The organism is Pseudomonas californiensis (assembly GCF_021147775.1).
Lineage (GTDB): Bacteria > Pseudomonadota > Gammaproteobacteria > Pseudomonadales > Pseudomonadaceae > Aquipseudomonas > Aquipseudomonas californiensis.
This window is the reverse complement of sequence record NZ_JAGTPK010000019.1, coordinates 55726-81018: the sequence shown is the minus strand read 5'-3', so window position 1 is coordinate 81018 and position 25293 is coordinate 55726. Positions and strand designations below refer to the sequence as shown.

The 25293-nt window shown below is 61.4% G+C and carries 22 protein-coding genes and 1 pseudogene; 7 read left to right on the top strand and 16 right to left on the bottom strand.

Annotated features, from left to right (window positions below; genetic code table 11):
* Nucleotides 1-16: 16 nt before the first annotated feature.
* Together KDX37_RS18770 and KDX37_RS18765 are read left to right on the top strand one after the other, a co-directional pair.
* Nucleotides 17-1000, top strand: a complete 984-nt coding sequence (locus KDX37_RS18770) for an EamA family transporter (RefSeq protein ID WP_231654204.1) — start codon at nucleotides 17-19, stop codon at nucleotides 998-1000.
* Nucleotides 975-1844: an aldose 1-epimerase gene (locus KDX37_RS18765; RefSeq protein WP_231654203.1), complete on the top strand. Its 870-nt coding sequence runs from the start codon at nucleotides 975-977 to the stop codon at nucleotides 1842-1844. The genes KDX37_RS18770 and KDX37_RS18765 overlap by 26 nt, the downstream gene beginning before the upstream one ends.
* Before the next feature lie 20 nt (nucleotides 1845-1864).
* Here the strand turns inward: KDX37_RS18765 and KDX37_RS18760 are convergent, their stop codons facing one another.
* Together KDX37_RS18760 and KDX37_RS18755 are read right to left on the bottom strand one after the other, a co-directional pair.
* Entirely contained in the window at nucleotides 1865-2140 is a 276-nt protein-coding gene (locus tag KDX37_RS18760; protein WP_231654202.1) for a type II toxin-antitoxin system RelE/ParE family toxin, read from the bottom strand.
* Nucleotides 2140-2412 carry a CopG family ribbon-helix-helix protein gene (locus KDX37_RS18755; protein WP_231654201.1) on the bottom strand — a complete coding sequence of 91 codons (273 nt, stop codon included), beginning with the start codon at nucleotides 2410-2412 and terminating at the stop codon, nucleotides 2140-2142. The genes KDX37_RS18760 and KDX37_RS18755 overlap by 1 nt, the downstream gene beginning before the upstream one ends.
* 360 nt (nucleotides 2413-2772) lie before the next feature.
* Here KDX37_RS18755 and KDX37_RS18750 point away from each other — a divergent pair, with 360 nt between their 5' ends.
* Both KDX37_RS18750 and KDX37_RS18745 read left to right on the top strand, forming a co-directional pair.
* Nucleotides 2773-3285: a sigma-70 family RNA polymerase sigma factor gene (locus KDX37_RS18750; protein ID WP_231654222.1), complete on the top strand. Its 513-nt coding sequence runs from the start codon at nucleotides 2773-2775 to the stop codon at nucleotides 3283-3285.
* Nucleotides 3285-3950, top strand: coding sequence for a ChrR family anti-sigma-E factor (locus KDX37_RS18745; protein WP_231654221.1), 666 nt, complete (start codon nucleotides 3285-3287; stop codon nucleotides 3948-3950). Before KDX37_RS18750 ends, KDX37_RS18745 begins: the two co-directional genes overlap by 1 nt.
* A gap of 27 nt (nucleotides 3951-3977) precedes the next feature.
* Here the strand turns inward: KDX37_RS18745 and KDX37_RS18740 are convergent, their stop codons facing one another.
* The 3 genes from KDX37_RS18740 to KDX37_RS18730 form a co-directional block, all read right to left on the bottom strand.
* Nucleotides 3978-5234, bottom strand: a complete 1257-nt coding sequence (locus KDX37_RS18740) for a 3-phosphoshikimate 1-carboxyvinyltransferase (protein ID WP_231654200.1) — start codon at nucleotides 5232-5234, stop codon at nucleotides 3978-3980.
* 69 nt (nucleotides 5235-5303) lie between these two features.
* Entirely contained in the window at nucleotides 5304-6257 is a 954-nt protein-coding gene (locus tag KDX37_RS18735; protein ID WP_231654199.1) for a sensor domain-containing diguanylate cyclase, read from the bottom strand.
* A 3-nt stretch (nucleotides 6258-6260) separates the two neighbouring features.
* Nucleotides 6261-7277, bottom strand: coding sequence for a response regulator (locus KDX37_RS18730; RefSeq protein WP_231654198.1), 1017 nt, complete (start codon nucleotides 7275-7277; stop codon nucleotides 6261-6263).
* A 490-nt stretch (nucleotides 7278-7767) separates the two neighbouring features.
* On the opposite strand from KDX37_RS18730, the gene parS reads away from it, so the two are divergent.
* Together parS and KDX37_RS18720 are read left to right on the top strand one after the other, a co-directional pair.
* The gene (gene parS, locus KDX37_RS18725; RefSeq protein ID WP_231654197.1) at nucleotides 7768-8217 is read left to right on the top strand and encodes a type II RES/Xre toxin-antitoxin system antitoxin; all 450 of its coding nucleotides are present in this window, start codon (nucleotides 7768-7770) and stop codon (nucleotides 8215-8217) included.
* Nucleotides 8214-8675 carry an RES family NAD+ phosphorylase gene (locus tag KDX37_RS18720; protein WP_231654196.1) on the top strand — a complete coding sequence of 154 codons (462 nt, stop codon included), beginning with the start codon at nucleotides 8214-8216 and terminating at the stop codon, nucleotides 8673-8675. Before parS ends, KDX37_RS18720 begins: the two co-directional genes overlap by 4 nt.
* Nucleotides 8676-8805: 130 nt before the next feature.
* Here the strand turns inward: KDX37_RS18720 and bcsC are convergent, their stop codons facing one another.
* The 11 genes and pseudogenes from bcsC to mltA all read right to left on the bottom strand — a co-directional run bounded on the left by bcsC (nucleotide 8806) and on the right by mltA (nucleotide 24449).
* Nucleotides 8806-12375: a cellulose synthase complex outer membrane protein BcsC gene (gene bcsC / locus KDX37_RS18715; RefSeq protein ID WP_319941706.1), complete on the bottom strand. Its 3570-nt coding sequence runs from the start codon at nucleotides 12373-12375 to the stop codon at nucleotides 8806-8808.
* The gene (locus KDX37_RS29800) at nucleotides 12366-12575 is read right to left on the bottom strand and encodes a hypothetical protein (protein WP_406642777.1); all 210 of its coding nucleotides are present in this window, start codon (nucleotides 12573-12575) and stop codon (nucleotides 12366-12368) included. Before KDX37_RS29800 ends, bcsC begins: the two co-directional genes overlap by 10 nt.
* A 1-nt stretch (nucleotide 12576) precedes the next feature.
* Nucleotides 12577-13413: pseudogene (gene bcsZ, locus KDX37_RS18710) on the bottom strand (cellulose synthase complex periplasmic endoglucanase BcsZ); the annotation flags it as partial.
* A gap of 58 nt (nucleotides 13414-13471) precedes the next feature.
* Nucleotides 13472-15790 carry a cellulose biosynthesis cyclic di-GMP-binding regulatory protein BcsB gene (gene bcsB / locus KDX37_RS18705; RefSeq protein ID WP_231654195.1) on the bottom strand — a complete coding sequence of 773 codons (2319 nt, stop codon included), beginning with the start codon at nucleotides 15788-15790 and terminating at the stop codon, nucleotides 13472-13474.
* Between the two features lie 14 nt (nucleotides 15791-15804).
* Entirely contained in the window at nucleotides 15805-18381 is a 2577-nt protein-coding gene (gene bcsA / locus KDX37_RS18700) for a UDP-forming cellulose synthase catalytic subunit (protein ID WP_406642773.1), read from the bottom strand.
* Nucleotides 18378-19100, bottom strand: a complete 723-nt coding sequence (bcsQ, locus tag KDX37_RS18695; protein ID WP_231654194.1) for a cellulose biosynthesis protein BcsQ — start codon at nucleotides 19098-19100, stop codon at nucleotides 18378-18380. The genes bcsA and bcsQ overlap by 4 nt, the downstream gene beginning before the upstream one ends.
* A complete protein-coding gene (gene bcsR / locus KDX37_RS18690) occupies nucleotides 19097-19360 on the bottom strand; it encodes a cellulose biosynthesis protein BcsR (RefSeq protein ID WP_231654193.1) in 264 nt (87 codons plus the stop codon). Before bcsR ends, bcsQ begins: the two co-directional genes overlap by 4 nt.
* Nucleotides 19330-20967, bottom strand: coding sequence for a cellulose biosynthesis protein BcsG (bcsG, locus tag KDX37_RS18685; RefSeq protein ID WP_231654192.1), 1638 nt, complete (start codon nucleotides 20965-20967; stop codon nucleotides 19330-19332). Before bcsG ends, bcsR begins: the two co-directional genes overlap by 31 nt.
* A 9-nt stretch (nucleotides 20968-20976) precedes the next feature.
* Nucleotides 20977-21153, bottom strand: a complete 177-nt coding sequence (bcsF, locus tag KDX37_RS18680) for a cellulose biosynthesis protein BcsF (protein WP_231654191.1) — start codon at nucleotides 21151-21153, stop codon at nucleotides 20977-20979.
* The gene (locus tag KDX37_RS18675; protein ID WP_231654190.1) at nucleotides 21150-22691 is read right to left on the bottom strand and encodes a BcsE family c-di-GMP-binding protein; all 1542 of its coding nucleotides are present in this window, start codon (nucleotides 22689-22691) and stop codon (nucleotides 21150-21152) included. Before KDX37_RS18675 ends, bcsF begins: the two co-directional genes overlap by 4 nt.
* Nucleotides 22692-23285: 594 nt before the next feature.
* Nucleotides 23286-24449, bottom strand: a complete 1164-nt coding sequence (gene mltA / locus KDX37_RS18670; RefSeq protein WP_231654189.1) for a murein transglycosylase A — start codon at nucleotides 24447-24449, stop codon at nucleotides 23286-23288.
* 355 nt (nucleotides 24450-24804) lie between these two features.
* On the opposite strand from mltA, the gene KDX37_RS18665 reads away from it, so the two are divergent.
* Entirely contained in the window at nucleotides 24805-25278 is a 474-nt protein-coding gene (locus KDX37_RS18665; RefSeq protein WP_231654188.1) for a Dps family protein, read from the top strand.
* Nucleotides 25279-25293 lie beyond the last annotated feature (15 nt).

Genomic DNA, 25293 nt, shown 5'->3' with positions numbered 1-25293 from the left:
AGGAGGCTGGTTTCGCATGTCCGCCCCTGCCCTGTTTCCCCGCCACATCGCCGTACTGATCCTGGCGCTGCTGGCCTGCTCGTTCGCTGGCAACCACATCGCTGCGCGAATTGCCTTTGACCATGACACCGGCCTGCTGCTGGCCATCCTCTGCCGTTCCGGCGTCACCCTGTTGGTGCTGGTCAGCCTGGTGCTGTGGCAGCGCGAAAAACTCAACCTTCCGGCCAGCACCTGGCGCTGGCAATTGCTGCTGGGGCTGCTGATCGCGACCCAGAGCTTCTGCATTTATTCGGCCGTGGCGCGTATTCCGGTGGCGCTGGCGCTGCTGGTGGTCAATGTCTCGCCCATCCTGCTGGCGTTGCTGACCTGGGCGCTGGGCGGTGCCGCACCGACAAAACGCGCCGCGTCCCTGATGGGGCTGATTCTGTTCGGTCTGGTCCTCGCGCTGGACGTGCCGCATCGCCTGTCGAACCCCGGCAGCAGCGAACCGCAGTGGCTGGAAGGCATTGCATATGCCTTTACCGCAGCGGTGGTGTTCGCCTTTGCGCTGTGGATCACCGACAACAAGCTGTCTGGCATGCGTGGCACCGTGCGCAGCATGCTGACCATGGTCGTGGTTTTCATCGCTGCCGCAGTGGCCGGCGTCAGCGGCCTATTGCCCGGCGGCGTTGATCTGCCGGCCAGTCGCATCGGCTGGACCGCGCTGGCCAGCCTGGTGCTGCTGTACGGCGTCGGTTTTTCGCTGCTGTTCATCTGCATGGCGCGTCTGGACATCGCCCGCAACGCGCCGGTGATGAACATCGAGCCGGTGGCGAGCCTGCTGTTCGGCTGGCTGATCCTGGACCAGCTGCTCAGCAGTGGTCAGGTCATCGGCGGGTTGATTGTGGTCAGTGGCATTGTCCTGCTGACATGGCGCCGCGCGGTGCCACCGGCGCCCTCTTCCACCTCGCAGCACTCAGAAAAGGTCCTGCCCCATGCTTGCAAACGTGCTGACCCTTGAAGATGGTTTGACCCGCCTGACAGTCGCCCCCGGTACCGGCGCCAGTATCGTCAACTGGACGGTCGTGCAGACTGGCCAGCCGCTGCTGCGTCCCAGCAATGACGAGGCACTGGCGGCAGGGACGCCGAGGCGACTGGCCTGTTACCCACTGGCGCCCTGGTCGAACCGGATCGGCAATGGCGGCTTCGACACGCCGGACGGCTGGCTGGCACTGACGGCCAACAGCGCCAATGACGCGCTGCCGATCCATGGCAGCGCCTGGCAACAACCGTGGACAGTTGTCGAGCACACGCACGCGCAGCTCTGTCTGCAACTCGACAGCCAGACACCGTTCGCCTATCGCGCCCAGCTGCGCTACACCTTGAACGAGGGCACGCTGGGCATCGAGCTGAGCACCACGCACCTGGATGAGCGTGCGGTCTGGCAAGGGCTGGGCCTGCACCCTTACCTGCCGCGCACCGCGCATACCCGCTTGCAGGCCAGGGCCGCAAAAGTCTGGCTGACCGACGAAACAGGCTTGCCCACTCGACTGCAGGACCTGCCTGACGAATGGGATTTTTCGCGGGGCAATGCCCTGCCCGATACCCGGCTGGACAACGGCTTTACCGAATGGGACGGCCACAGCGTCATCCAGCAGCCGGACCTGGGTTACGAGCTGCTCTGCCAGGCCACGGGCAGCGAGTACTTTCTGGTGTTCTGCCCGCCAGGGCTGGATTTCTTCTGCTTCGAACCCGTCAGCCACCCGGTCAATGCCCACCATCTGCCGGGCCACCCCGGGCTTGAGCTGCTGCAGCGTGGAGCGTCGACAACGTTGAGTTTCAGCCTGCGGTATCGGGCGCTGTAGCGCACAAAGCGACGTGTGCGCTAACGATCCTCACGGGTATGCCACAGACGCAGCAGATAAACCGTGGAATCGGCAATCTCATAACGCATTTCGTAATGACCGATCTGAATACGGCGCACATCTCGTGGATCAAACTCTTCCAGACGTTCGCCAATGCGAGGGTTGCTTAACAGCATGGACGGTGCGGCAGTGAGTTGTTGCACGGTTCGCGCGGCGGCAGGCTGATTCACTGCCGCCAGGAATTCATACAAGCGGGTAAGGTCGGAAATGGCTTTGCTTGTCCACTTCAATTCCATCAGCGCAGCGCCGGTAACGGGGTCTCTGTGCTCAGACTCTCAGCCCAGGCCTGGACGGTCTGGTGGTCAATGACACGGCCAGCATCAACATCAGCCAAGGCCTCCCGCGTCAGACGACTGCGTTCTTCTTCCTGCTCTATCCACGCGGACAGAGCCTGCTTGACGATCCAGTTTTTCGAGCGTTCCAGACGCTCTGCCATCACATCGACCTTCTGGGCCAGTTGCTCAGGTACGTGGGCCGTTACAGATCGAGTTTTCCCGGCGTTTGCCATGATGAGTTTTGCTCCTGGTCATTCAGCGTATGGGTGTGCTTGCACCAGACACGGCATGTATTGATTTTGCATTGATTTGGGCTATTTCGATTGAAAATCAATCATAGTAAATAACACTGCTTGGTCAAGCGATCAAAGCCCGTCCTTGCGTTTGCCTGCCGAATCGGCCTCTCATCGGGCGCGGTGATCCATTGTGTCGACAATTGCGTAAACCCACCGTGCATTGCGAACCAATTTCACACAACAACGATCAGAAGGTGGATCATGAGCATCACTGCCAGTCCCAGGACCTTCTGTCACGTGTCCCCCCCTAACAGCGACCCGACGCTTACCCGACTTTGGATCAATGAAGTCAATGCCGTGGCCCTCCAACAGGACCGCGACAGTTTCATGCGCATTTACGATCACTTCGCGCCGCGTCTGCTGCGCTATCTGATGGGCCTGAACGTGCCAGAAGGCCAGGCCGAAGAGCTGGTGCAGGAAGTGCTGCTCAAGCTTTGGCACAAGGCCGACACCTTCGACCCGAGCAAGGCCAGCCTCGGCACCTGGCTGTTCCGGATTGCCCGCAACCTGTACATCGACAGCGTGCGCAAGGACCGTGGTTGGGTGCAGGTACAGAATTCGCTGGAACAATTGGAGCGTCTCGAGGCTCCACTGGACAGAACGCTCGACTACAGCCAACGCCAGGAGCAGCAACTGACCATCGCCATTCAGAACCTGCCCGCCGACCAGGCCAGGGTATTGCGCATGTCCTACTTCGAAGCGCTCAGCCACCGCGAGATATCCGAACGCCTCGGTATGCCGCTGGGCACCGTGAAGTCCTGTCTGCGCCTGGCGTTCCAGAAACTGCGCTCGCGGATCGAGGCACCATGATGAGTACCTTATTACGACACCCGGACGACGCGACCTTGGTCAGTTATGCCTCGGGCGCGCTGTCGCAGGTCATCTCGCTGGTGACCGCTGCTCACCTGGAGCGCTGCCCGCAATGCCGGGCACGGCTGCGACAGGCCGAGCAGATTGGCGGTGTGCTGGTGCAGCAGCCCGTCAGCAGGGTGGTTTCGCTGCGAGGCCGGGCCGCCATGCTTGAGCGTCTGGACGAAACGATGCCCACTCATGCCATCGGCGCAGACCCGATGTACGCCGCCAATGAAGACCCGGACCTGCTGCCGTTGAGCGTGCAACCGTATTTTGGCAAGTACCTGAGCGAGCTGAAGTGGAAAACCCTGATTCCGGGCGTGCAGCGTGTGCAGGCCCAAGGCATCGAGCAGGGCAACCTCATGCTGTTGAAAATAGCGGCTGGCATGAGCATGCCGGTGCACAACCATGAAGGCAGCGAAATGACCATGGTGCTCAAGGGCGCTTATCACGATGAGCTGGGCGAGTATCGAGTCGGTGATATTGCTGACCTGAACAGCGATGTCCAGCACCAGCCCATCGCCTTCGATGACCAGGGCTGCATCTGCCTGGCCGCCAGCGATTCACCGCTGCGTTTTCACGGTCTGCTGGCGAGGATGCTGCAGCCGCTCTTCAAGATCTGACAGAACGGCCACCGCACACGACAAGGATCAGCGTTGAATGCTCACACCCAGTGAAGCCAGCGCATCCCAGTAGCCTGGGTAGGTCTTGCCGACGCAATCGGGATCGAGAATCCGGATACCGGCGATTTTCAGGCCTGCCAGGGCAAAGCACATGGCAATGCGGTGATCGGCGTGAGTATCGATCAGCGCGTCGACGGTCGTGCCTGCCAGCGCCGGATTGGCGTGCACCAGCAAGTCATCACCTTCTTCGACCGCCAGCCCCGGCGCAATGGCGCACAGACCCTGCGACAGCGCTGTAACACGGTCGCATTCCTTGACCCGCAGGTTGGCGATGCCGACAAAGCGCACCGGCTGATTGTTGAAGGCAGCCAGCACCGCCAGCGTCGGAATCGCGTCCTGCATTTGCGAGCCATCGATCACGGCCGGCATGTTCGGGAAGCGTTCGATGATCTGGCTGGCCAGGGCGTCCGGTTGAGTGAAGGCATCGCTGGCCACGCCCAGGTCGATCTCACCGCCCGTCAACGCCTGCGCAGCCCACAGATAAGTGGCCGCCGACGCATCCGGCTCGATATGGAAGTCCGTGGCACGGTAGCCGGTGGCCGAGACGCGCCAGGCCACGTCACCCATGGCCTGCACTTGCGCGCCAAAGGCCTGCATTGCCGCCAGCGTCAGGTCGACATAGCCACGCGCGCCGATCTCGCTGCCGGTCAAGGCAACCTCGACAGGCCCCTTGCCGCAGGCACCGGCCATCAGCAGCGCCGACACGTACTGACTGGACAGGTTGCCGTCGATATCGATACGACCCGCCGCCAGCCCGCCCCGGCCCTTGATCGCTACCGGCGGGCAGCCGGAGGGTGCGCTGACTTCAACACCCATGCGCTGCAGGGCATCGACCAGCGGACCGATCGGGCGCTTGCGCATGTACTCATCACCGTCCACCACGAAGTCGCCTTCGAAGTTGGCCAGTGCTGCGGTCAGAAAACGGGTTGCGGTCCCGGCATTGCCCAGAAACAGCGCTTGTTGCGGTGCGTGCCACTGGCCGGAACTGGTGACCACAAACGTGCTGTCGTCCGGCTCGTCGACCTGCACGCCCATCAGACGCAGCGCTTCGGACATCACCCGGGTGTCGTCACTTTTCAGCGCGCCGGTCAGGCGGCTGGTGCCTTTGGCCAGGCCTGCCAGCAGCAGTGCACGGTTGGTGATCGACTTGGAACCGGGCGGGCTGACGCGCCCGACCAGTGGGCGCTCGACAGGCAAAACAGTGAGGGTGGCTTGAGATCGCATGATGTCCCTGAGCGTCAGCGGAAAAATCGCGATCCTAGCACGAGCGGTATCAAGCCCGCAGGACGTGTTTCATTCGTGAGCGCAGACCTGATTGCGCCCTTTTCGCTTCGCCGCGTACATGGCCTGATCCGCCCATTCGATCAGCGACGTGTAGTCGGTGGTCGGTGTACTCAGGTCCGCCACCCCGAGGCTGATGGTGCAGCGGATTGAGTGGCTCTCGTGAAGAAACTCGCTCTCCTCCACGGCCTTGCGCAGACGCTCGGCAAAGAGCAGCGCCCCAGCCTTGTCGGTGTCGGGCAGCAGCACCGCAAACTCTTCCCCGCCGTAACGCCCGGCAACATCCACTGTGCGTACCCGCGAGTGAACCAGGGCCGCAATCGAACGCAGCACCTTGTCGCCGACCTGATGCCCATGGCTGTCATTGACGGTCTTGAAATGGTCGATGTCGAGCATCACCAGCGCTGCATTGGAGCCGTAGCGCGTGTGCCTGGCGAATTCAATCTTGAGCGCATCCTCCCAGTGACCACGGTTATACAGCCCGGTCAGCCGGTCGATGCTGGAGATCTGCTGCAATTCGGCATTGGCCGCCTGCAACTGATGACGATTGGTGGCCACGTCTGTGACGTCGTAGATCACCAGGCACACATGACTGACCTCACCCGTGGTCGAGCGCAGCGGGAACAGCGTGGTGTTCTGGTACATGAACTCTTCCTGCCCGGTGATGGGCTGATAGCTCTTGAACCGAACCAGATAAGGGCGCTGCTCCCAGATCGTGAAGGCAGGGGTGCCCAGCGTCACGACGTTGTCGATCTTCTTGCTGAACCACGCCTGATTGACGTCCGGAAACAGCTCGAAAAATGTCTTGTCGATCGCGTTGTAGGGCACCACGCCGGAGCGGTTCTCCATGAACGTGTTCCACACCGAGACCCGATAGTTCAGGTCCAGTACCACAATGCCTACGTCAATGTTCTGGGTGACGGCCAGCAACCAATGAAGCTCGTTGATTTCGATAGCGTTGCTCATGGGTCAGCTCATCAGGTAGGCGAGTTTTTTGGTCAGCAGATCGACCGAGTCTTCGGTGAACAGCATCAGCAGATCGAAGTGAATATCATGCCCTTCCACGCTGTAGCTGATCTCGACCGCCAGAGTCTTTTTCCAGCGCTGGCTGTTGATCCGGATAAGCTCGTCAATGCCGCCCTGTGCACCCAGCACTTGCGGATGCCCTTGGGAGAAGGCCACGTCTATCTGCTCGGCGATACCGCTCAGGCAGGCCCCGATCAGGATTGTGGACAGGTCCAGCAGCATCTCCATGTCAGAGCAGTCGGGGGAATTGCCGCCCATCAGTTTCGACATGCTGGAGAGTTCGGAGTCGTGGAAGATCAACAGCGCTTCACCGGCAATCCCGCCGCCCATGTAGCCCTGGCAAACCGCTGTCAGGTGCTGATCACTGTGAGCGTCGGCCAGCGCCATGTGCAGCTCGCCGACCTCGAGCATGTTCACATTGGGCACCGGCAGTTGCACGAACACGCCCAGCACCTTGGCCAGCAACGCTGCTGCGCGGCCCATGGCCACGTTGACGGTCTCGCGGAACGCATCCTGAAAACTGATCACCCCGTCGCGGTTGAGTGCCGGAGCGACTGGCGCCGACACGGACGTGGGCAACGTCGAAGGCTTGCCCAGCAAGCCCAGACGCTCAAGCGTGCGCTTGAGGTCTTCCGGGTCGGCCGGTTTTTTCAGGAACGCCAGAGCACCCAGTTCCATGACCCGTCGTACGGCTTCGTCCTGCACGTCACCGGACACCACAATGACCTTGGCGTCGAGGTTCTCGGCACGAATTGCGGCCAGCGTCTGGTAACCATCCATCACCGGCATTGTCAGGTCCAGCAGCACCACCTGGCCCAACCCACTGCGAATGGCTTCCAGGCCTTCCTGCCCCTGAGTCGCCAGGGTGACTGACACATCCCAGTCGCTGGGCAGCGCACGCATCAACTGCTTGCGCGCCATATTGGAGTCATCGCATATCAACAGCGCAAGGGTGGACATCGCAGAAATCTCACTACAGAAAATCAGACTGACAGCGGCAGGTGATGGATTGAAAAACACCCGTCAAACGTTGATAGCGTTCACTATTTGCCCACCATATAGCATATTGATATCACCATACAGCGATCCCGAAAACATGACGTATCCGTTTTGACAGCAACGTGAAGAACGACGGTTTTCACGTCCGTTTCTGTCATGCTCAGGGTCCCACCGTAACCACTTTTTACGTCATCCGAAAGAGTTGAAGATCGCTACAGGCATTGATTTCCGTGGCCTGTGGCGATATTTGAAACTGCTTTACGAACTTGTCTGCATAACTCACTGATAAACATAGGGTTATATCCAGAGCAGCCCTGTCTATCGGCGCAGTCAACAAGACGAAAGGTCTGAAAAAACCGCGCAGTTGTATCCGACGCTATCGCTTCAGCCCCAAGAGGCCTATTATCAAGTGATAGTTTTATTAACAATCATTCGATAGAGAAGGTTTGTCATGTCCTTGCCCATACGCGACTACCATCCCGCCGTGAGCCAGCCGCCGGACTTCTGGCAACAGCTGGGTATTCCTCCTCGCGGCGCACGTCTCTATACCGCGTTGCGCAACGGGCTGCCCTACGAAGTGTTCGAGCGTCTGGCGCAATACACTGACCTGAACCGCTCGACGCTGGCCGAACACCTGGGCATCGCCCCGGCCACCTTGCAGCGTCGTCTCAAGGTTCGTCAGTTCAACGCAGAAGAAAGCGACCGCCTGTTTCGCCTGGCAGCGGTCTATAAGGCCGCGCTGGATCTGTTCGAGGACGATGCACCGGCAACCCGTATCTGGCTAGCCAACCCGGTCTATGGGCTGGGCCATCGGCGGCCGCTGGAAATGCTCGCCACCTCGGCAGAGGCTCAGGCAGTGCTTGACCTGATCGGCCGGCTTGAACACGGCGTGGTCGCGTGATTGCGGTCTATCGCCTGGTCAAGCGCAAGTGGCTCGCTCAGGCGTTCGACGGTGAAGGTGCCAAACTTTATGGCGGACGCTGGAACAGCAAAGGCAATGCCTGCGTGTATTGCGCCGGCAGCGAATCGCTGGCGTTGCTTGAGGTGCTGGTTCATCTGGGCAATGCGGGCGTGGCTCAACACTACGCAATGCTTGAACTGCAGATCGCTGAAGAACATGTCCTCAACGCTCGCGCCGACACCCTGCCGCCAGACTGGCGCGAAGAGCCTGCTCCGCCAGCTACTGCGTCATTCGGTGATGCCTGGCTGACCTCCGGACAAAGCCTGGCGCTGGCGGTGCCAAGCGTGATCATCGCGCGCGAATCCAACTACCTGCTCAATGTTCGTCATCCTGCGTTTGCAGAGGTGGTGCGGACGGCCACCGAGCTGGAGTTTTCAATAGATCCACGCCTGGCATAGGCCGCTGGTGACGAAATCATCGACGCCGCTGGCTGCTATCTATCTATCCAGCCAGCTATCTATCTGTATAGATAGATAGCTATGCATATAGATATATAGCTATCTATATAGATAGCTATCAGTTCAGGCATCAGCGCATGTCGCCATACGGCGTCACCGGTTCCAGCGGCATGGGCAGGCTGCCACGCCAGAGGTCGAAGGTATAACGCAGATAAAGCACCGCACGACTCGGCGCATAGCCTTCACTGTGCTGCCAGCTCACCCCGGAACCCACCACCCAATGATCGGACAGACGACGCTCCAGCAAGCCGCGCAGCCCGACACTGACACCGGCGCTGCTGCTTGCGGCAGACGTCAGGGTCGTCGAGCTGTCCACGTCCAGCCCGGCAGCGGCGGCATCGGTGAAGAACTTGCCAGCCGGCCCGTCCAATGGGTACAGGTCGCTGCTGTCACTTTTGGAGAATGACCAGCCCAGTGAACTGTCCAGCTGCACCGACCAATTGGCCGTGCGCCAGGCATAGCTGAACGGCACACCGATCGAATAATACTGCTGAGGACTGTAATAGCCGCCCTGCCCCAGGGTGTAGTCACTCAGGTCCTTGTCGTAACTCCAGTACATCAGCGTCAGGCCGGTGCGCATGCGCTCATTGGCGCGCTCAACCAGCCGGTAGTAGTAACCTCCCATTGCACTGCGGCGCTGGTTATCGACCACATTGCGGCCCACCAGCCAATGCTGTCCCAGGCTTGCCCAGACGCCATCGACACCGCCTTCATCGTGGCTCAGGTTCAAGGTGAGGCCGTTGCTGGTGACGCCGCCCCAACGGGTGCCCGTGATCGGATCGACTGCTCCGGCATAGGACACCACCGAGTTGCTCAACGGGCGACGCGACGCGGTCAGAGTCCAGCCAATGGACTGCCAGTCACTGCTGTAACCCACCCCACCCAACCAGTTGCCGACTTCGAAACCGGCCGGGGTATGACCCAGGTCGACGTTCCACTGCGCGTTCTTCCAGCCCACGGCAAGGCTTGGACCGCTGACGCTTTGTGAACGGCTGCGACAGCCATTGGCGACGGCATCACCTGTCGCACGGTCGCGCAACTGCACGGCACAAGTGCCAAACGCCTCACGGTGCAGACCGTCGGCATCGGTGTCGAAATCACTGACTTGCAGATCGACCTGTTCGGCCTGGACGAAACCCTGGCCCTGAGCCAGCGGCGCGTCGATGCGCAGGATGGTGGTCTGGGTCGTGAGATCGGAAATTCCAGGCGAGGTGTTGTCGGTGCGCCAGGCAAAATCGCGGTACAGATTGACCGTTGGATTTTGCGCCTGATACAGCGTCTCGACGTCACTGCGAATGCCGCGGGGCAGCCAGTCGTCGGCATCCGTGGCGCGACTGGCCTGGGTCATCGCGCCATCGTCACGCGACCTCTGAGCCGCCGCGACGCTGACCGACGGGGTCAGGCCCGCGGCAGCCATGCTGCGTGCGTAATGATCGAGCGCCTGCTGCGGATGGTCCTTGGCGACCAGGCGTGCCGCATCGCGATAAATCAACGGATCGCTCTGCGGGGTTTTCAGCAGCTCATTGAACAGCGCCGTGGCCTTGTCGGGGTCGCCGACTGCCGACCAGGCATTGGCCAGGCGGCGCTGTTGGCCCACCGCCAGTGCCTGCGTCGGGGCAAAACGCTGTAAAGCCTGACGGGCAGCGGGCAAGCGTCCGCTCGCCAGTAACGCTTCAATCAGCCCCAATTGTGCTTCGCTGTTGCCGGGTTCACGCTTGAGCACCGCACGGTAGCCTCTTTCAGCCTGAACCTGATCGCCGCGCTGCGCGGCCCAGTCAGCCACAGTCCCCAGATCATCGACCGTCGGCGCACGCATCAACAGGGCAATGGCGGCGGGTTCCTGCCCCCGCGCGCGTAATCTGTCGGCCTCGGCCAGCAATTGGCGACGTGTGATACGGCCCGCCAGCTCACGCATGTTGTCGGTCCAGGCAGCCGTGGGAATCTGCTTCAGCGTCTCCAGCACCTCGGCATCCCGGCCAGCGCTGGCCAGAAACAGACCATGAGCATAGCGCGCCTGCGGATCACGGCCCTGGCGCGCCAGCAACACGGCAAACGCATCATCGGCGTCACGCGGTCGACCGAGGCTGATGTCGGCGTTGGCCAGCCGGTAAGTCAGCCACGGGTTGTCCGCATCCAGGGTACGGATCTGCTTGAGCAGGTTGACCAGTTGCGGCCAGTCCTTGCGTTGCTCGGCGGCATCGGCCTGCAGGTTCAGACGCTCGAGCTCGATGCTGCGGCGCAGGGCGGCGAACTCTGCCTGATTGCTGACCGGCAGGCTGTCGAGAAAGGTCTGCGCCTTGTCGCTGGACTGTCGCTGGTAAAGCCGCACCAGCGCACGCACCACATTACCGCTGCCGGGTTCGAGCCTGCGGGCCTGCAACAACAGCGCTTCGGCGCGGATGTCGTCATGCTCGGCAAGGGCCACATTGGCCAGACCAATCAGTGGGTCGGCGTTGTCCGGGCGTAACGTGCGAGCCTGACTGTAACCCTGACGCGCGGCGTTATAGTCGCCTCGTTGCAGGGCCTGATCGGCCTTTTGCAGGATCATCCAATTGCGGGTGGCCGCCTGCAGGTCCTGCCATTTGCTGATGTAATCGGTGTCCTGCTCCTTGGCCAGCGCCTGGCTGAAAGCCTCGAAGGCGGCCGGGTATTTGTCCTGACGCATCAACGCGGTGCCCAATGCGCCGTACAGCGCCGGGTCTTGCGGGTAGCCTTTCAACGCACGCCGCAACAGACCTTCGGCCATTGCGCTGTCACGGTTCTGATCAAGCATCAGCCGGGCCTTGACCCCGGCCTGCCAGGCGGGATCAGCCAGTAACTGCTGTTGGCTGTTCAATTGCGCTGTCGCCTGCGGGGTGAAGGGCGAATAAGGGTAATAACGCACGAACGTCTGCCAGGCACGAACCGTCCCGGGGCCTGCCGGCAGCTTGATCAAGTAGTTGTATTCACGTTCGGCTGCGTTGGCGCTGGCCTGTGGGTCCGCTGCCAATTGATGCAAGACGTCAAGGGCTTCGTCATTGCGGTTCTCGGCAAAATACAGCCCCACTCGCAGCTGACGTAAAGCCGCGCTGCCCGGGTACGTCGCATCGAGCTGACGCAGTTGCTCGATGACCACTCGGCGTTGACCGGCCACACGGCTGCGCGCCGCGTAGTACTCCAGCGCCGAGGCGAGGTCAGCAGGCTCCTTGCCAAATAACTGCTCGAACGCTGCCGTCGATTCCTCGAAACGGCCCGCAGCGGCCAACAGCCGGGCCTGCTGCAACTGCCTGATGCCATCGGTGGCCTGAAGCCTGATCAAAGCCTGCGCCTGGCGCAGCGCCGGGGAATCGGGCGCAACGGCCGCAAGCCTGGCCAGCAACCGATCAAGACGCGCCTGACGATGATTGTCGACAGGCTCGGCGAGCACTTGCCGGACCTCCCCCACCAGAACCTGCGGGTGATCCGGGGCGATCAGCTCCAGGCGCGCCAGCGAATCACGCACCAGATCGTTACGGTACGAGGCTTCGCCGATGCGCATCTGTTGCAGCAACCATTGCTGCTGGTCCTGCGTTGTCTGTGGCGCGGTGTCGGCCATCAGCGGGCTGCAGAAACAGCCCAGCGCCAGCGTCGCGTGCCATGTGAGCCTGTTCATCATTGGCATGCAGCGCCCCGCCGGGGCTGCAACAGCCCGTTCTTGTCAAAGCGATAACGCTGTTCATCCCAGCCCTGGCCGAACAGCAACAGCGATTGGTTGTAGTAGGCGTCGCTTGCGGGCGGCGTTTGCCGTACGCGCTCGCGCTGGGCTTGCAGCACTGCGGGTTGATCGGCCAGAAACGGCAACAGGGCGGCCGAAAAACCCACCGGCCCGGTGCCGTTGACAGCCCCGCTGAGCGTTATCGACCTGCTCTGGCACGCCGCGCTCTTGCGTGGCGTGCAGCAGCGGCGCGAAATGCGCCAGCAACTCGGCACGCCCTGCGGCGTGGGCGTCGAGCATGCCCAGCCACAGATACACGCGAATCGCGTCGTAGCTGCCCTTGGGACCGGCGGGGTCAGCAGACCAGCGCTGATTGGCGCGCCACATCAGCCAGTCAGGCGCCAGGCCCTGGGGCGTGCCTTCCAGCAAAAGACGTTGCTGGTTACGCGCAACCTCCGCCCAGATCGGCGCAATCGTCGCGAACCTGGCCAGCAATTGCGGGGGCAGGTAACTGGGGTTCAGACGCCAGCCTGCGGACGACTCGAAACCGGTATCGCCGGGCAACAGCATCAGCCCGAGCCCCGGCAACTTGCGCAGCGTCTGTGCTGCGCTGCGCCACAGCAGGTGCTCGCCAAGGCGTTCGTAATCAGGTCGATCCCACAGACGCCCGGCTTCCAGCAAGCTGTAGGCGATCCACAGATCGGCATCGCTGGCATTGTTGCTGTCCAGCACACGCCAGTGCCCTTGTGGATCGCGTCCCCATTGCCAGGCTGGCAACTGACGCTCCAGATCACCGTCTGCCAGGTTGTTGCGGGTCCAGTCCAACAGCTGCTGAAAGCGTTGCCGATCATTGGCCACCAGCGAAAAGAACAGTGCATAGCTCTGCCCTTCCGAGGTAGTGACCTGCTGCTCGAACGAACCGTCGATCACTCGCCCATCGGGGCTGATCAGGTTCTGACGATACGCCTCCCAGGCAGGCCAGCCACAGGTGTCGGCCAGCGCCATGCCCGCGACCAGCCATTGCAGGCTGGCCACCGCCAGCCACATGCAGGCGCGACGGTGCTTATTCATAGGCCAGACGTCGACGTGCCAGCCATTGCAGAACACGCCAGGTCAGGAATGCACTGAGCATCACGCCCGTCACCGCCAGCAGAGCCAGCACCAGAGGACGCTCCGACAACTTGAACCACAGCAGCAACCACCACGGCAGGTTGCCCACGTAATACCGCTCACCCACCAGTTGACCGTTGACACCGCTTTCGCGGATCAGCACGACGGAACCGGCCATCGCGTCCATCTTGCCGCTGTCATTGAGGCTGTCTCGCAACAGTTCAAAGTCAGCGTCTTCGTTGGCCAGCAAGGCCACTACGCTACGCTGCTCGTGAAAGGGTGACTGCATGCCGACGATGGCTGCGATCGGTCCTCGGGCAGACACCGCCACCCGGCTGCTCGCCTCATGCGTATCGTCCCGGCCGCTGGCCTCGGAGCTGTACACAGGCTCGCGCCCAGGTCTTGGGTTGCCCGACTTGAGCAGCCAGTCCTGCGAACGGCTCAACCACAGTTTCACGTCCGGGTTCTCGTGCATGTCCGGCGCGTACCCGCCCAATACCAGCAGGTCGGCGTCACGCCTGGTCGCCTCATCCCAACGGTCGGTCAGCGTGAGGTTCAAGGCAGGCAGCCCGGAGCGTCCGGAAATACCGGCCACGGCCTCGAGGTAGGTGCTCAGTTGAATGGCGCTGGGCTGTGCCGGGATCACCACCACGGTTTCCGACAGGTCGGCCATGCGGCTGAACGGGAACCCGCTGCGCGCGAAAGCTGCCAGGTCCGGCATGGCGATGTAATGGTGATAACCGGACATGTCGATGCTCGACTGGTCGTCGATCACCGCCTGGGTATCGACCGGCAGCGAGGTCTGGCAACGGTCACGCTGCGAACTGCTGCTGGTGCTCGCAAAGCTGAAGTTGAAGCGCAACACGTTGCGGTCGCCGATTTTCAGCGCCGGGACCGAAAGCTTCTCGTTGATGTTCGCCGACTCACTGGACAGCAGCGCCAGGCGCAACTCTTCCAGACGGTCATTGCTGTTGACCAGCAACGGCAGACTGGTGATGAACTGGTTATTGAGGCTGATATTGAGCCGCGAGCCGTCGTTGGACGTCGGCGGCGTGTAGCGGTATTTGGTCTGCAGCGGAATGCCCTGGTTACGCCAGACAAACAGGTCGGGCGGCAGGTTGATATTCAGGGTGATGGGCAACGGCTGAATCCCGCTGGCACGCAACTGCTCGGGGTACTGGATCAGCTCGGAAAACCGCACCGCCCGGTCCGTACGCATCCAGTTCGGTGCGTCGTAGGGCTTGCGCGGCTGGATCTGCTGCAGCGTGTTGATCACCACCCGATCACCACGAAACAGATCGCCGCCCAACGCCAGTGCCTGCGCCGCAATGGCCAGGTCGTCTTCATTGCGGCCCAGCACCAGCAGGACCTTGCTGTAGCGGTCGGTCGGATGATCGATCATCTGCACCACGGGTGCATCCACCGCCGGGAAACGCGTCAGGTCCGCCAGAAACGCCGGACGATGATCATTGGTGGCGAACACGATGGAGGTGGTGGTCGGGTTGTCTGCCGTGGCGTCGGGCAAGTGGTCGAACAGGACCGGGAAACGTGCACCGCGCCAACCGGCCTGACTGCCGAAATAGGACGCCAGAATGCCCGCGGCACGCTGTTCACCCAAGGTGGGTGAGGCCGCGAATATCACGTTCAGCACCGGCTTTTCATAGCCGCGCGCATCAAAGAACGGCACCGGGAAATACGCCAGGTCATTCTTGATCACCAGCGCCTGCTCCTTCACGGCAAGACCGCTGGCACGGCTGATATTGACCCACAATGCGCTGTTGGAAGGCTCTTCACAGATATCGGTGTAATGCCCGACGAACTCCAGGCGCACGCGGTTGAAGTCGGTGATCAGACGCGGGTCCAGGTCCACCAGTCGAGTGGTTTTCTTGCCCAGTTGATCCTTCTCGATGGGCACCACGCTCATCAACGTGTCATTGAGGTAGACCCGCAAGTGCGACAGTGTCGGAATCAATGCCGGGGAAGGCGTGTACTCCAGTTGCAGCCTGGCGTTCGTGGCGATCCGGTCACGGCGCATGGTGAACTCAAACTGATCCGTATTGTGGGTGCCCAGCAGCAGGCTGTCTGCGGTGCGGCCCAGTTGCTCGAAGTTACGCTGCGTGTCCCAGCTGGGCACCGCCACGCTGGCCGGCTGCGCGACCGCCGCTGCCGACGAGGCGGGCGACAGGTTTTTGGGCGTCTGTGGCTGCGCCTGGGCATGCGCTGTGGCGACCACCAACAAGCTGGCCAACAGGGAACTGAAACAGCGATTCATAGGACGCATACCGATCAGGAAAAGGGGGAAGAAGAAGGCGGCCGGGCAAACCGTGGCACGTAGCTGAGCAGCCAGGCACAGCTACGCAGCAGCGGCGCGGCCAGCGTGCGAGTCCAGGTGGGCAGATACTGATAAAGCCGTTTGTAGCCGGTAGCGCCGAGCTTGAGCACGTCGATGAAGCTGTGCAGCGGCCGGTCCGGTTCGAAGTCCTCGTTCCAGTTCAGCCAGGCATCGGCACGGGCAAAGGTGCACTGCACGTAATCGATCTTTTGCTCAACCGACAATTCGTTGAGCGCCACACTGATGAAGGTCTTGTGGTTACGGCTGACGATGCCGGGAAACAGAAACTCTCGCTCGCCGCGCTGCATCAACAGCGATACCTGCTCACCGACGGCCACGGTCAGCGACACGTTCAGTTCAATGGCCGCCCCACCGTCCGAATAGTCGACCAGCATGCCCGGGTAAAAACGCCCATTGGCGAGGCGCACGGACGCCGGAAGCCGGGTTTGCACGCGATGGGTTTCGCGCACCTGCCGCACTTCGGCCGCAATGGCCACGGCAGCCCCGACAATCAGCAGGTTGTAGATCACCCAGGCACTGCTGACCAGGGTCGTGCCGATCTCGTTGGTCGGTCCATAAAACAGCCGCCAGACCGCAAACCCCAAACCGACAACGTTGAGCACTGCCAGCACCAGGTAAGGCCGGGCGATCTTCCAGTCGAACTGGTTTTCGGTCATCAGGCCGCCCTTGGCGGTGACGTTGAACTTGCCCTTTTTCGGGTTGAACAACGCCACCGTGGTCGGTCTTGCGATGTACCAGGCCAGCACGGTTTCATACACCTCGCCCCAGAACGTCAGGCGGTGTTCACCCTGCATCCGCGAGTTGGTCAGGCTGGCGTGAACCATGTGCGGGATCACGTACAACACGATCATCATGGCCGGGGCGTAGATGATGTAGGCGTGCATCAGCAGGAAGGCCAGCGGTGCGGTGAGAAACACCAGGCGCGGCAGACCGGCCAGAAAGTGCATCATCGCGTTGGCGTAGCACACGCGCTGGAAGAACGTCAGGCCCTTGCCAAGCAGAGGGTTATCGGTGCGAAAGATCTGCGCCATGCCCCGTGCCCAGCGAATCCGCTGGCCGATATGTGCCGACAGGCTTTCAGTGGCCAGCCCTGCGGCCTGCGGGATGCGCACATACGCCGAGTTCCAGCCCTTGCGGTGCAGGCGCAGCGCAGTGTGGGCATCCTCGGTCACGGTCTCCACGGCAAAGCCGCCTATTTCATCTATCGCCGAACGGCGCAGCACTGCACAGGAGCCGCAAAAGAACGCAGCGTTCCACATGTCGTTGCCGTCCTGTACCAGGCCGTAGAACAGCTCGCCCTCGTTGGGCCGACGGCGGAACGTACCCAGGTTGCGCTCAAAGGGATCGGGCGACAGAAAGTGGTGCGGGGTCTGCACCAGCGCCAGCTTCGGGTCGCGCAGAAACCAGCCGACAGTCATCTGCAGGAAGGAACGCACCGGCACGTTGTCGCAGTCGAAAATAGCGACCAGCTCGCCATCCAGCAGCGTCAACGCGTGATTGAGGTTACCGGCCTTGGCGTGTCGGTTGTCCGAACGAGTGATGTAGTTCACCCCGGCCTGCTCGGCGAACAGGCGAAACTCGTCGCGCTTGCCATCGTCGAGGATCGAAATCCGCAACTTGTCGTGAGGCCAGTCAATCCCCAGCGCGGCGTACACCGTGCCGCTCACAATCGCCAGGCTTTCGTTATACGTGGGGATCAGCAAATCCACTGTCGGCCATGTCCGGGTGTCACGCGGCAACTGTGCCGGAGGACGCTGCAACGGCCAGCAGGTCTGGATATACCCCAACAGCAGCACCAGCCACGAATAGGTTTCGGCAATCAGCAGCAGCACGCCGCAGATCAGGTCGACCGGGCTGTCCCAGTTCAATGTGGCGGTGTAGCGCCACCACAGATAACGGCAGGAAATGATCACCGACAGCATGATCAGCAATAGCGTCGGAAAGCGGCCCGGCATTCGCCGGATCAACATCGCAACGGCCCATAGCATGATCACGAACAGCAACTGCGACACATAGCCGAAAGGTTCGGTAATGCACATCACCACCAGCACCAGGCCCAGCATGGCGCACAACAGGTTCAGTACGCGCTGCAGCAAGGGACTGAGCCCGCTCCACCAATGGACTCCTTTGCCCATCATCCGGCTTTGAACGGCCTGCTCGGGCAAGTCGTTGAGAAATTGCCCCACCTGTTGCCAGAGACGCTGATGCATCTGTCCGGACAGATTCATCCAGCGCGGCGGCGAGCGACGACGGCGCTGGGGCACCGGGCGAAACAGCAGTAGCCACAGGCTTTGCAGAACAATGCGCAGCGGGTCGCCTACACGAGGCCGCTGACCGGCCAGATGCGGATACCAGCGCTGGCGCTGATCAAGCACCTGCTGCCAGACCGGTGACTCCAGACGCAACACCAGCCAGGCCAGCGCCATACAGAATGACAACCACAACGCGATGGGTGGGTAGCAATCGTACTCACGCCGCAAATGCGTATAGGGAAACCAGCGGGCAATCACGAGCGTTCCCCACGGCGCCGGGTCAGGCACCAGGTTGCCAGACTGAGCACATCGTGCGCGGCGAGGCTGTCCGGCGCGTATTGACCCAACGGCTGCTTGTACGCCAGGGCTTCACGCATCGCTTCATCGAGGTGAATCGCCAGCGGCAATATTCGCGTGGCGTGGTGATTGCGCCACAGCAACAGCAAGTCACGCTGCAACTGGCTGCCAGGATCAAAACGATTGACCAGCAACAGGCTGTCACGCGCCTGCTGGTGCAACAGGATCTGGCAGGCGACGTCGGCCTCGATCACCTGAATCGGGAACAGACAGGGGCCCAGGATCGCATGCCCCGGCAGACGCTGCGGCACGTCGAACAGAATCCAGTCGTAATGCGCGTTCAGGCTTTTCTGACGGCGAGCCCACAAGGACGGTTCATTGCGCAGGCGCTGTTCCAGGGCATCCGATTGCGCTGCGCTCACGGTCCCATACGGCAACAGGTGCAGGGTCGGCGTCAGGCTCCAGGCCTGCTCGAACCAGTCCTGGCCCTCCAGCATCGCGCGTGCCCAGCCACCCGTGTGCGAGGCGTCCACGTTGAAATGCAGGCGCAACATGTTTTCCGGGCACAGGTCGACCAGCAACACCCGCTCACCGAGGCGTTCAAGGGCGTGACCGATCGCTGCCAGCAACGCGCTGACACCGACCCCGCCACGAACCCCCGTCAGACTCAGTGACGTCATGTCGATGTCCCGAACTTGCCCTGGCGCACCGCACCCGCGATGGGCAGCGGCGGCTCGTCGGCCGGCTCGGCGGCAAAGCCGAACTCACTCAGGAACGGCCAGCGCTGCACGGCGCGGGTCAGCTCCAGTTGCGCGGAAATGTCGACATAGTCCAGATTCGGCAGATTGAGCTCGATCTTCAGGCGCGCGATGTCATCCGCCTGCTCGTTGCGCGACAGGCCCTGCGCCTTTATTTGAAGCGCTGTGGGTATGGCAGCCATGCACCCTTCTCCTTGATTCGCACATAAGGCTTGCCGGCATAGTCGAGCACGACCGTCCCGGCGTTTTCCGACACCATGGGCGTCTGCGGCAGGTTGGCCAGCAACACCTGCCAGTCCGGCCCCAGCCCAGGGCTTTGGGGCGGTGCCGCATACAGCCGCGAGATGATTTCCGACAGCGCCAGGTAACTGCTCGAACCGGTTACGTGCAGGGGCTCGGAACGCGGATTGCTGCCCATGCCAATCAGCTTGATGCCCACCGGAACATGTGTGATCGAAGGGCTGGGGATCTCGCGCATACCGGAGATCTGCATACGATCGCCATGCAGTGCCGCGCCATGCTCGGGGACGATCACCACCACCACGCGACGGCCGCTTTTTTCCAGTTGTTTGAGGAAGGCACCCAGGTCGTCGATCAGGCTCTGCGCACGGGTCTTGTAATCGGCGCTGCGGGTGCCGCCGTCTGCCGTCACGATGCGGTTGCCGTCGTGCAGCGTGGTGGTGTTGTAGAACAGCGCAACGCGGGCGTCTTCCTGGGCACTGCGATGACGCCACCATTTGTCGAGCACTTCGCGGTCACGCCAGATCGGCGAGCCATCGAAGCCCACCAGCGTGCGCGCAAGGTCAGCGGTGCTCACCGCAGGGTCCGGCAACGCACCCTGCGCGCGGACTTCGTCGATAAAGCCTTCGAACTGACCGGTATGGTTGAGCATCACTTCGCTGGTGAAACCCAGTTTGCGCAGGTCATCCATCAACAGGCACTGCTGCGGCGCCATGCCGTACAACTTGCTGTGCGGCTGTTGACCGCAACTGGCGCGCAGCAGGCGGATTGCAGCCGGTCCGCTATAGGCAGTGGCCGAGTTGAAGTTATCGAACACCATGTCCATCTGCGCCAGCAGCGGGTTGTCGCGCAGGCCTACGGCCTCCAGGTCGTCCCAGGCCATGGAACAGATGTTGATCAGCAACAGGTCGAACGGCTGGGCAGCCGAGTCCGAAGGCTCGAATTTCACCTGCCGCGCGGCCTCGGTGCTGTAGAACTTCTGCAGATAGGCATCCAGCGTCGGGCTGTCCGGCTCGGCCGTTGAAACAGGCAACGCTCCCCCCACCACCTCGCTGCTGGCCTGCACGGTGGGCACAGTGACCTGCATGATGGGCAACCCGGAAAACCCGAGCCATGCCAGACAGGCGAGCGTCACAGACGTCAGTCGCAACCACTGGCGCACGGAAAAGAACACGATCACCAGGATCAGCAGCGCACCACAGACGTTCAAGTCGATAAAACGACCGGCCAGTTCGAACAGATAGTCCCGGGTGAAATTCAAGACGCCAGGCTGGTCCAGCAGACGGCTGAACGGCGGCAGCCAGGTGTCCTGATAAAACAGCGCGACCCCGACCGTAATCGCGATCAGGGTGCGCAGAATCGCCAGGGCTCGCAGGCGCAAGGGCACCAGCAGCACGGCGGCGAAGAGCAGATTGGGCAAAACCTGGAGGTTCAGGTAACCGCCCCACAACAGCGCCAGCTTGATGAGGAAATACAGGTTCCAGAGCCCCAGACCAGGCCAGGGACGTGCAGCCACCACCGTGGCGTCAGGGTGCTCAGCCGGGTTCATCAGTGTCGTTCACAACGGGGGTGGCGGGGCGCGGCGGCGTATGCCGCTCAACTTGAGGTGACGGGGTGGCAACTGCCATTCCAGCCACAGTGAAAGACGCTGACGCACGCTGCGCAGCAGCATGACCGCAGTAAGGGTCAACAGACAGCTGGCCGCGATGATTTGCAGCAGTTGGATAAACGTCATGGGCAAAGCTCCGAAAGCGGCAGGGTGAGACGGCGCGGTCTATAGCCGTCAGGACTGATCGCCGCGTCCAGGTCATGGATCACCTGCTCGGCAGCCATACGCGGCAAATCCGCCAGTTCGGCCACCGCCAGAAAGTCCTGACGCGGCAGAACATCCACGGTCGCCAATGGCTTGCATTCACTGAAAATATCGCGCCACGGCAGGCGGCAGATGTTCCCCAGCGCGGGTTCCAGCCCATCGCCACGGCAGGCGAAAAGGAACAGGTAAAACATGCCGTCCAGTACGCACGCCACGTCGCCAAAGCGGCGCAGGCTGATCTGGTTCATATACTGTTCAAGGTTCAGGTCGCCCCGCGGACGCAACCGGAGCAACTGGTGAGTCAGTTCGCCCGAGGCGCCGTGATAGACCTCTTCGAGCAACGTGATGAACTCGCGCGGCGCCAGCATGCCGCGCTGTGGCGGCGGACGCAGGCGGTCGAACAGCACTTGAATGTCCGGGGTCTGGCGATAACGCCAGGTCTGGCCTTGCGTGCTGTCGACCAGGCTCAGAAAGTGCGCCAACTGAGTCTTGAACGGGACGATCAGATTGGCCCCGCACGCCAGCAGCAGACGCTCATCGCGATAGCGCAGGCAGGGCTCGGTTTCACGCACGACAACCATCAATTGCACGCCGCATTGCTCGCGCAGTTCATGCAGGTCGCGGCCCAGGCTCTCTACATCCTTGTTGCTTTCCAGCGCCACAATGACCGTAGCCGCACGCGCCCGTGCGGCCTGCTTGAGCAAGTCCTCGCGACGCTCGAACAACCGCCACTGATCCGACAGCGGCGCAGCACCTTCCAGTGCGGCGCGCTGAGTCAGGTAAATGCGCTGATCGTCCACCCGCAATGGCAGGTTGCTGGCCGCCCAGGACTGGCCGAGGGCAAAACCATTGCTGGCGAGTTCAAGCTCGAATGCCTGTGAGGCACACACGCCCAGTTCGCTGTGCCAGAAATTCAGCTGGTAGCAGATACCGCTGTCACGACGGTACAACTGGGCGAGCCCGGAGGTGGACTCATTGAGGGTCAGCAACTTGTCGTGCAGATGCGGCGCCTGGCCACAACACAGAATCAGTAGCGTCGAGTCACGCTGCAGCAGCCATTGCCGAGTGCTTTCGCACCAGCGCTGAAGAGACGCTGTGGCAAGGGTTTCAAGGCTGGCAGACGGCAACATCAACACCACGTAGCTGCCTGCGGGCACGCGCGCGCGATGCAAGTCGCGGGTCAGGGTCTTGAAGGCAATGTGGGCCGCAGCGCCCTGCGCCGACAGCAGACGCAACGTGGCCGGACCGCTTTCGTCAGCCATGCTGGCGATCACCTCCTGCGGGTCGCTGCCCAGGCCAACCAGCGAGGCGTGCTCCTGTTCGGGCAATGCCGCAAGAAACTGACGTGCAAGCACGGCCGCATCGGTCGTGGTATCCACAATCACCCAATACAAACCGCCACGCCGCAACGCAATGTGCTCATCCTGCAATTGCTGGATAGCCAATGTGACCTGAGCCAAACCCTTACCCCACTTTTCGAATGCACAAGCAGACGCCTCGTCAGGCGCTGCGCAACTACCGGATGTCTATTTCGTCCAGGGCAATCCATGCCTGGCCTTATTGACCGAATCTCATGCGCAAGACAACGTCAGCGTTGCTTTCGAAAAGGGGAACCGGACACCTGGGGATAATGACCAGCTTCCCTTCAGGTCCAGAATTCAGGTTCGGCGTAAAAACGCCGCTAATGTGTGATGTCAAAATGATTGTGTCAATATTTTGCTGACAAAAGCCGCCGCTATAGAATTATTTTCTTGATGTAATTTTTCAGCCATTTTATTGGCGTTGTTTTTCAGTTTCGACGAGAGGCATCAGGGGTACGGGCCAGCGGGTTCACAGCACGCGTTTTATACGGCATCAACGCTTTTGGGATCATTGAGAGACCATCAATAAGTTGCCTGTCAAATAGCGTGACAGCTATTTTCAGACACGCGAGGCGGGTGTTAAAAATTAATAAAATCAACAGGTTGTATTAAAAAATACAGAAATACAGAAATACAGATAGCTAGATAACTTGATAGCTATCTATATTTCGACGTTCCATGTCAGCGCTTGCCCTACTCGGTAGCGGGCAGCGCCATGCCTTTGGGCCACAGCAGCCAGATATTGCCCTTCTGCTTCATGTCGCCCGCGAGCTTGCCGGCTTCCTCGCCCGTGCCCCAGAACAGATCGGCACGCACTTCACCAGCAATGGCGCCGCCAGTGTCCTGAGCGGCCACCGGGCGCACCACACTGCTGCCGTCGGGGCGGGTGGTCGACAGCCACAACAGACTGCCCAGCGGAATCACCTTGCGATCGATCGCCACGCTGTAACCCGGCGTCAGGGGTACATTAAGCGAACCACGCGGGCCTTCGTTGCTGTCCGGGTTGCGCCCGAAGAACACATAGCTGGGGTTGCTCGCCAGCAACTCGGCGACCCTTTCCGGATGCGCCTTGGCCCAACCTGCAATCGCACCCATGGTCACGTCTTCCTTCTTCAATTCGCCTTGCTCCACCAGCCAGCGACCGATGGCCCGATAAGGCCGCCCATTCTGATCGGCGTAAGCCAGGCGCAGTTGCGTACCGTCCTCGAGACGCACCCGGCCCGAGCCCTGGATCTGCAAAAACTGCAGATCCATCGGGTCAGTCAGCCACGCGACAACGGGCGCGTTCAGGCCGTTGGCGGTGATGGTCGCTGCGTCGTCATACGGCTTGAGCACGCGCCCTTCCAGCCGTCCACGCAGACGCTTGCCCTTGAGCTCAGGATAAATGCTGTCCAGGTTGACCACGATCAAGTCATCCGGAATGCCATACACCGGCACCTTGGCGGTTTCGGTCTGGGTCAGGCTGCCGGGGTACACCGGCTCGTAGTAACCAGTGATCAGGCCGTCGGCACTGCCACCCTCGGCGCGCAGGCTGTAGACCTGCAACTGATTGTTGAGGAACGACCGAATCTCTTCGGTGCCCGGCGCGGCGGCCAGACTGGCCGCCGCCGCGCAGGTCGGACCCCAGACCGCATCGGCCTTCAAGCGGGTGCAGGCACTGCGCCAGGACGCAAAACCGGCTTGCAGGTCCGCCTCGGACACAGCCGGCAACGCCTCCCAACTGGCCTGGGTGTAAGTGGTGTGAGGTGTTTTGGGCGGTGTGACAGGTTTGTCGGTGACATCGCACGCTGTGAGCAAAGCCGCCAGCGGCACAGTCAGCGCCAGGCGCAGCAGCCAGGTGTTGGAAGAAGACATCATCAGCACGAATCCTTTTACGGCCCACAGCAGGCCGGTGAAAAAAACGCCATTGTGGCCCAAGCGGCGTTCGTCACCTAGGTTCTGTACGAAAAGCGAGCGAAGGTCAGGCAAGGCAAAAACAGGCGAGGAAGCGGAGTCTACTGGCTGTAAATGAGCATTCTGAGCCTGTTTTTAACGCAGCATCACCGAGCGCAGCCACTTTTCGTACAGAGCCTAGAGGCTTGGCTGCATCCATTCACCACAATGATCCATAGGTTATGTGGATGGTCATCATTGTGAACCGTGATTTCCGCCTTGGGTCTACGTTTTTTAGAATGGCACCAACTTCTTGAACATCTGACCCTTGAGGACTGATATGCGTATTGAAATCGGCATTACCGAGCAGGACCGTCAACAGATCGTCGATGGCCTTTCACATCTGCTTTCCGACACTTATGTGTTGTACCTGAAGACCCACAACTTCCACTGGAACGTGACCGGTCCGATGTTCCGCACCCTGCACCTGCTGTTTGAAGAGCAATACACCGAACTGGCCACTGCGGTCGACTCCATCGCCGAGCGTATCCGCGCACTGGGCTTCCCGGCGCCAGGCACCTACACGACCTACGCGCGCCTGTCGTCGATCAAGGAAGAGCCCGGCGTCCCGGATGCTTCAGAGATGATCAAGCAACTGGTGGAAGGTCAGGAAGCCGTGGTCCGCACCGCACGGGGTCTGTTCCCGCTGCTGGACAAGGTCAGCGACGAGCCGACCGCCGACCTGCTGACCCAGCGCATGCAAGTGCATGAAAAAGCTGCGTGGATGCTGCGCACCTTGCTGGAAGGCAACTGATCAACTGAAACCCAA

What these genes read in the sequence shown, in the direction of transcription:
- KDX37_RS18770 (WP_231654204.1), top strand. Translation starts at nt 17, where the DNA reads ATGTCCGCCCCTGCCCTGTTTCCCCGCCACATCGCCGTACTGATCCTG.
- KDX37_RS18765 (WP_231654203.1), top strand. Translation starts at nt 975, where the DNA reads ATGCTTGCAAACGTGCTGACCCTTGAAGATGGTTTGACCCGCCTGACA.
- KDX37_RS18760 (WP_231654202.1), bottom strand. Translation starts at nt 2,140, where the DNA reads ATGGAATTGAAGTGGACAAGCAAAGCCATTTCCGACCTTACCCGCTTG.
- KDX37_RS18755 (WP_231654201.1), bottom strand. Translation starts at nt 2,412, where the DNA reads ATGGCAAACGCCGGGAAAACTCGATCTGTAACGGCCCACGTACCTGAG.
- KDX37_RS18745 (WP_231654221.1), top strand. Translation starts at nt 3,285, where the DNA reads ATGAGTACCTTATTACGACACCCGGACGACGCGACCTTGGTCAGTTAT.
- KDX37_RS18740 (WP_231654200.1), bottom strand. Translation starts at nt 5,234, where the DNA reads ATGCGATCTCAAGCCACCCTCACTGTTTTGCCTGTCGAGCGCCCACTG.
- KDX37_RS18735 (WP_231654199.1), bottom strand. Translation starts at nt 6,257, where the DNA reads ATGAGCAACGCTATCGAAATCAACGAGCTTCATTGGTTGCTGGCCGTC.
- KDX37_RS18730 (WP_231654198.1), bottom strand. Translation starts at nt 7,277, where the DNA reads ATGTCCACCCTTGCGCTGTTGATATGCGATGACTCCAATATGGCGCGC.
- parS (WP_231654197.1), top strand. Translation starts at nt 7,768, where the DNA reads ATGTCCTTGCCCATACGCGACTACCATCCCGCCGTGAGCCAGCCGCCG.
- bcsC (WP_319941706.1), bottom strand. Translation starts at nt 12,375, where the DNA reads ATGCCAATGATGAACAGGCTCACATGGCACGCGACGCTGGCGCTGGGC.
- bcsB (WP_231654195.1), bottom strand. Translation starts at nt 15,790, where the DNA reads ATGAATCGCTGTTTCAGTTCCCTGTTGGCCAGCTTGTTGGTGGTCGCC.
- bcsQ (WP_231654194.1), bottom strand. Translation starts at nt 19,100, where the DNA reads ATGACGTCACTGAGTCTGACGGGGGTTCGTGGCGGGGTCGGTGTCAGC.
- bcsR (WP_231654193.1), bottom strand. Translation starts at nt 19,360, where the DNA reads ATGGCTGCCATACCCACAGCGCTTCAAATAAAGGCGCAGGGCCTGTCG.
- bcsG (WP_231654192.1), bottom strand. Translation starts at nt 20,967, where the DNA reads ATGAACCCGGCTGAGCACCCTGACGCCACGGTGGTGGCTGCACGTCCC.
- bcsF (WP_231654191.1), bottom strand. Translation starts at nt 21,153, where the DNA reads ATGACGTTTATCCAACTGCTGCAAATCATCGCGGCCAGCTGTCTGTTG.
- mltA (WP_231654189.1), bottom strand. Translation starts at nt 24,449, where the DNA reads ATGATGTCTTCTTCCAACACCTGGCTGCTGCGCCTGGCGCTGACTGTG.
- KDX37_RS18665 (WP_231654188.1), top strand. Translation starts at nt 24,805, where the DNA reads ATGCGTATTGAAATCGGCATTACCGAGCAGGACCGTCAACAGATCGTC.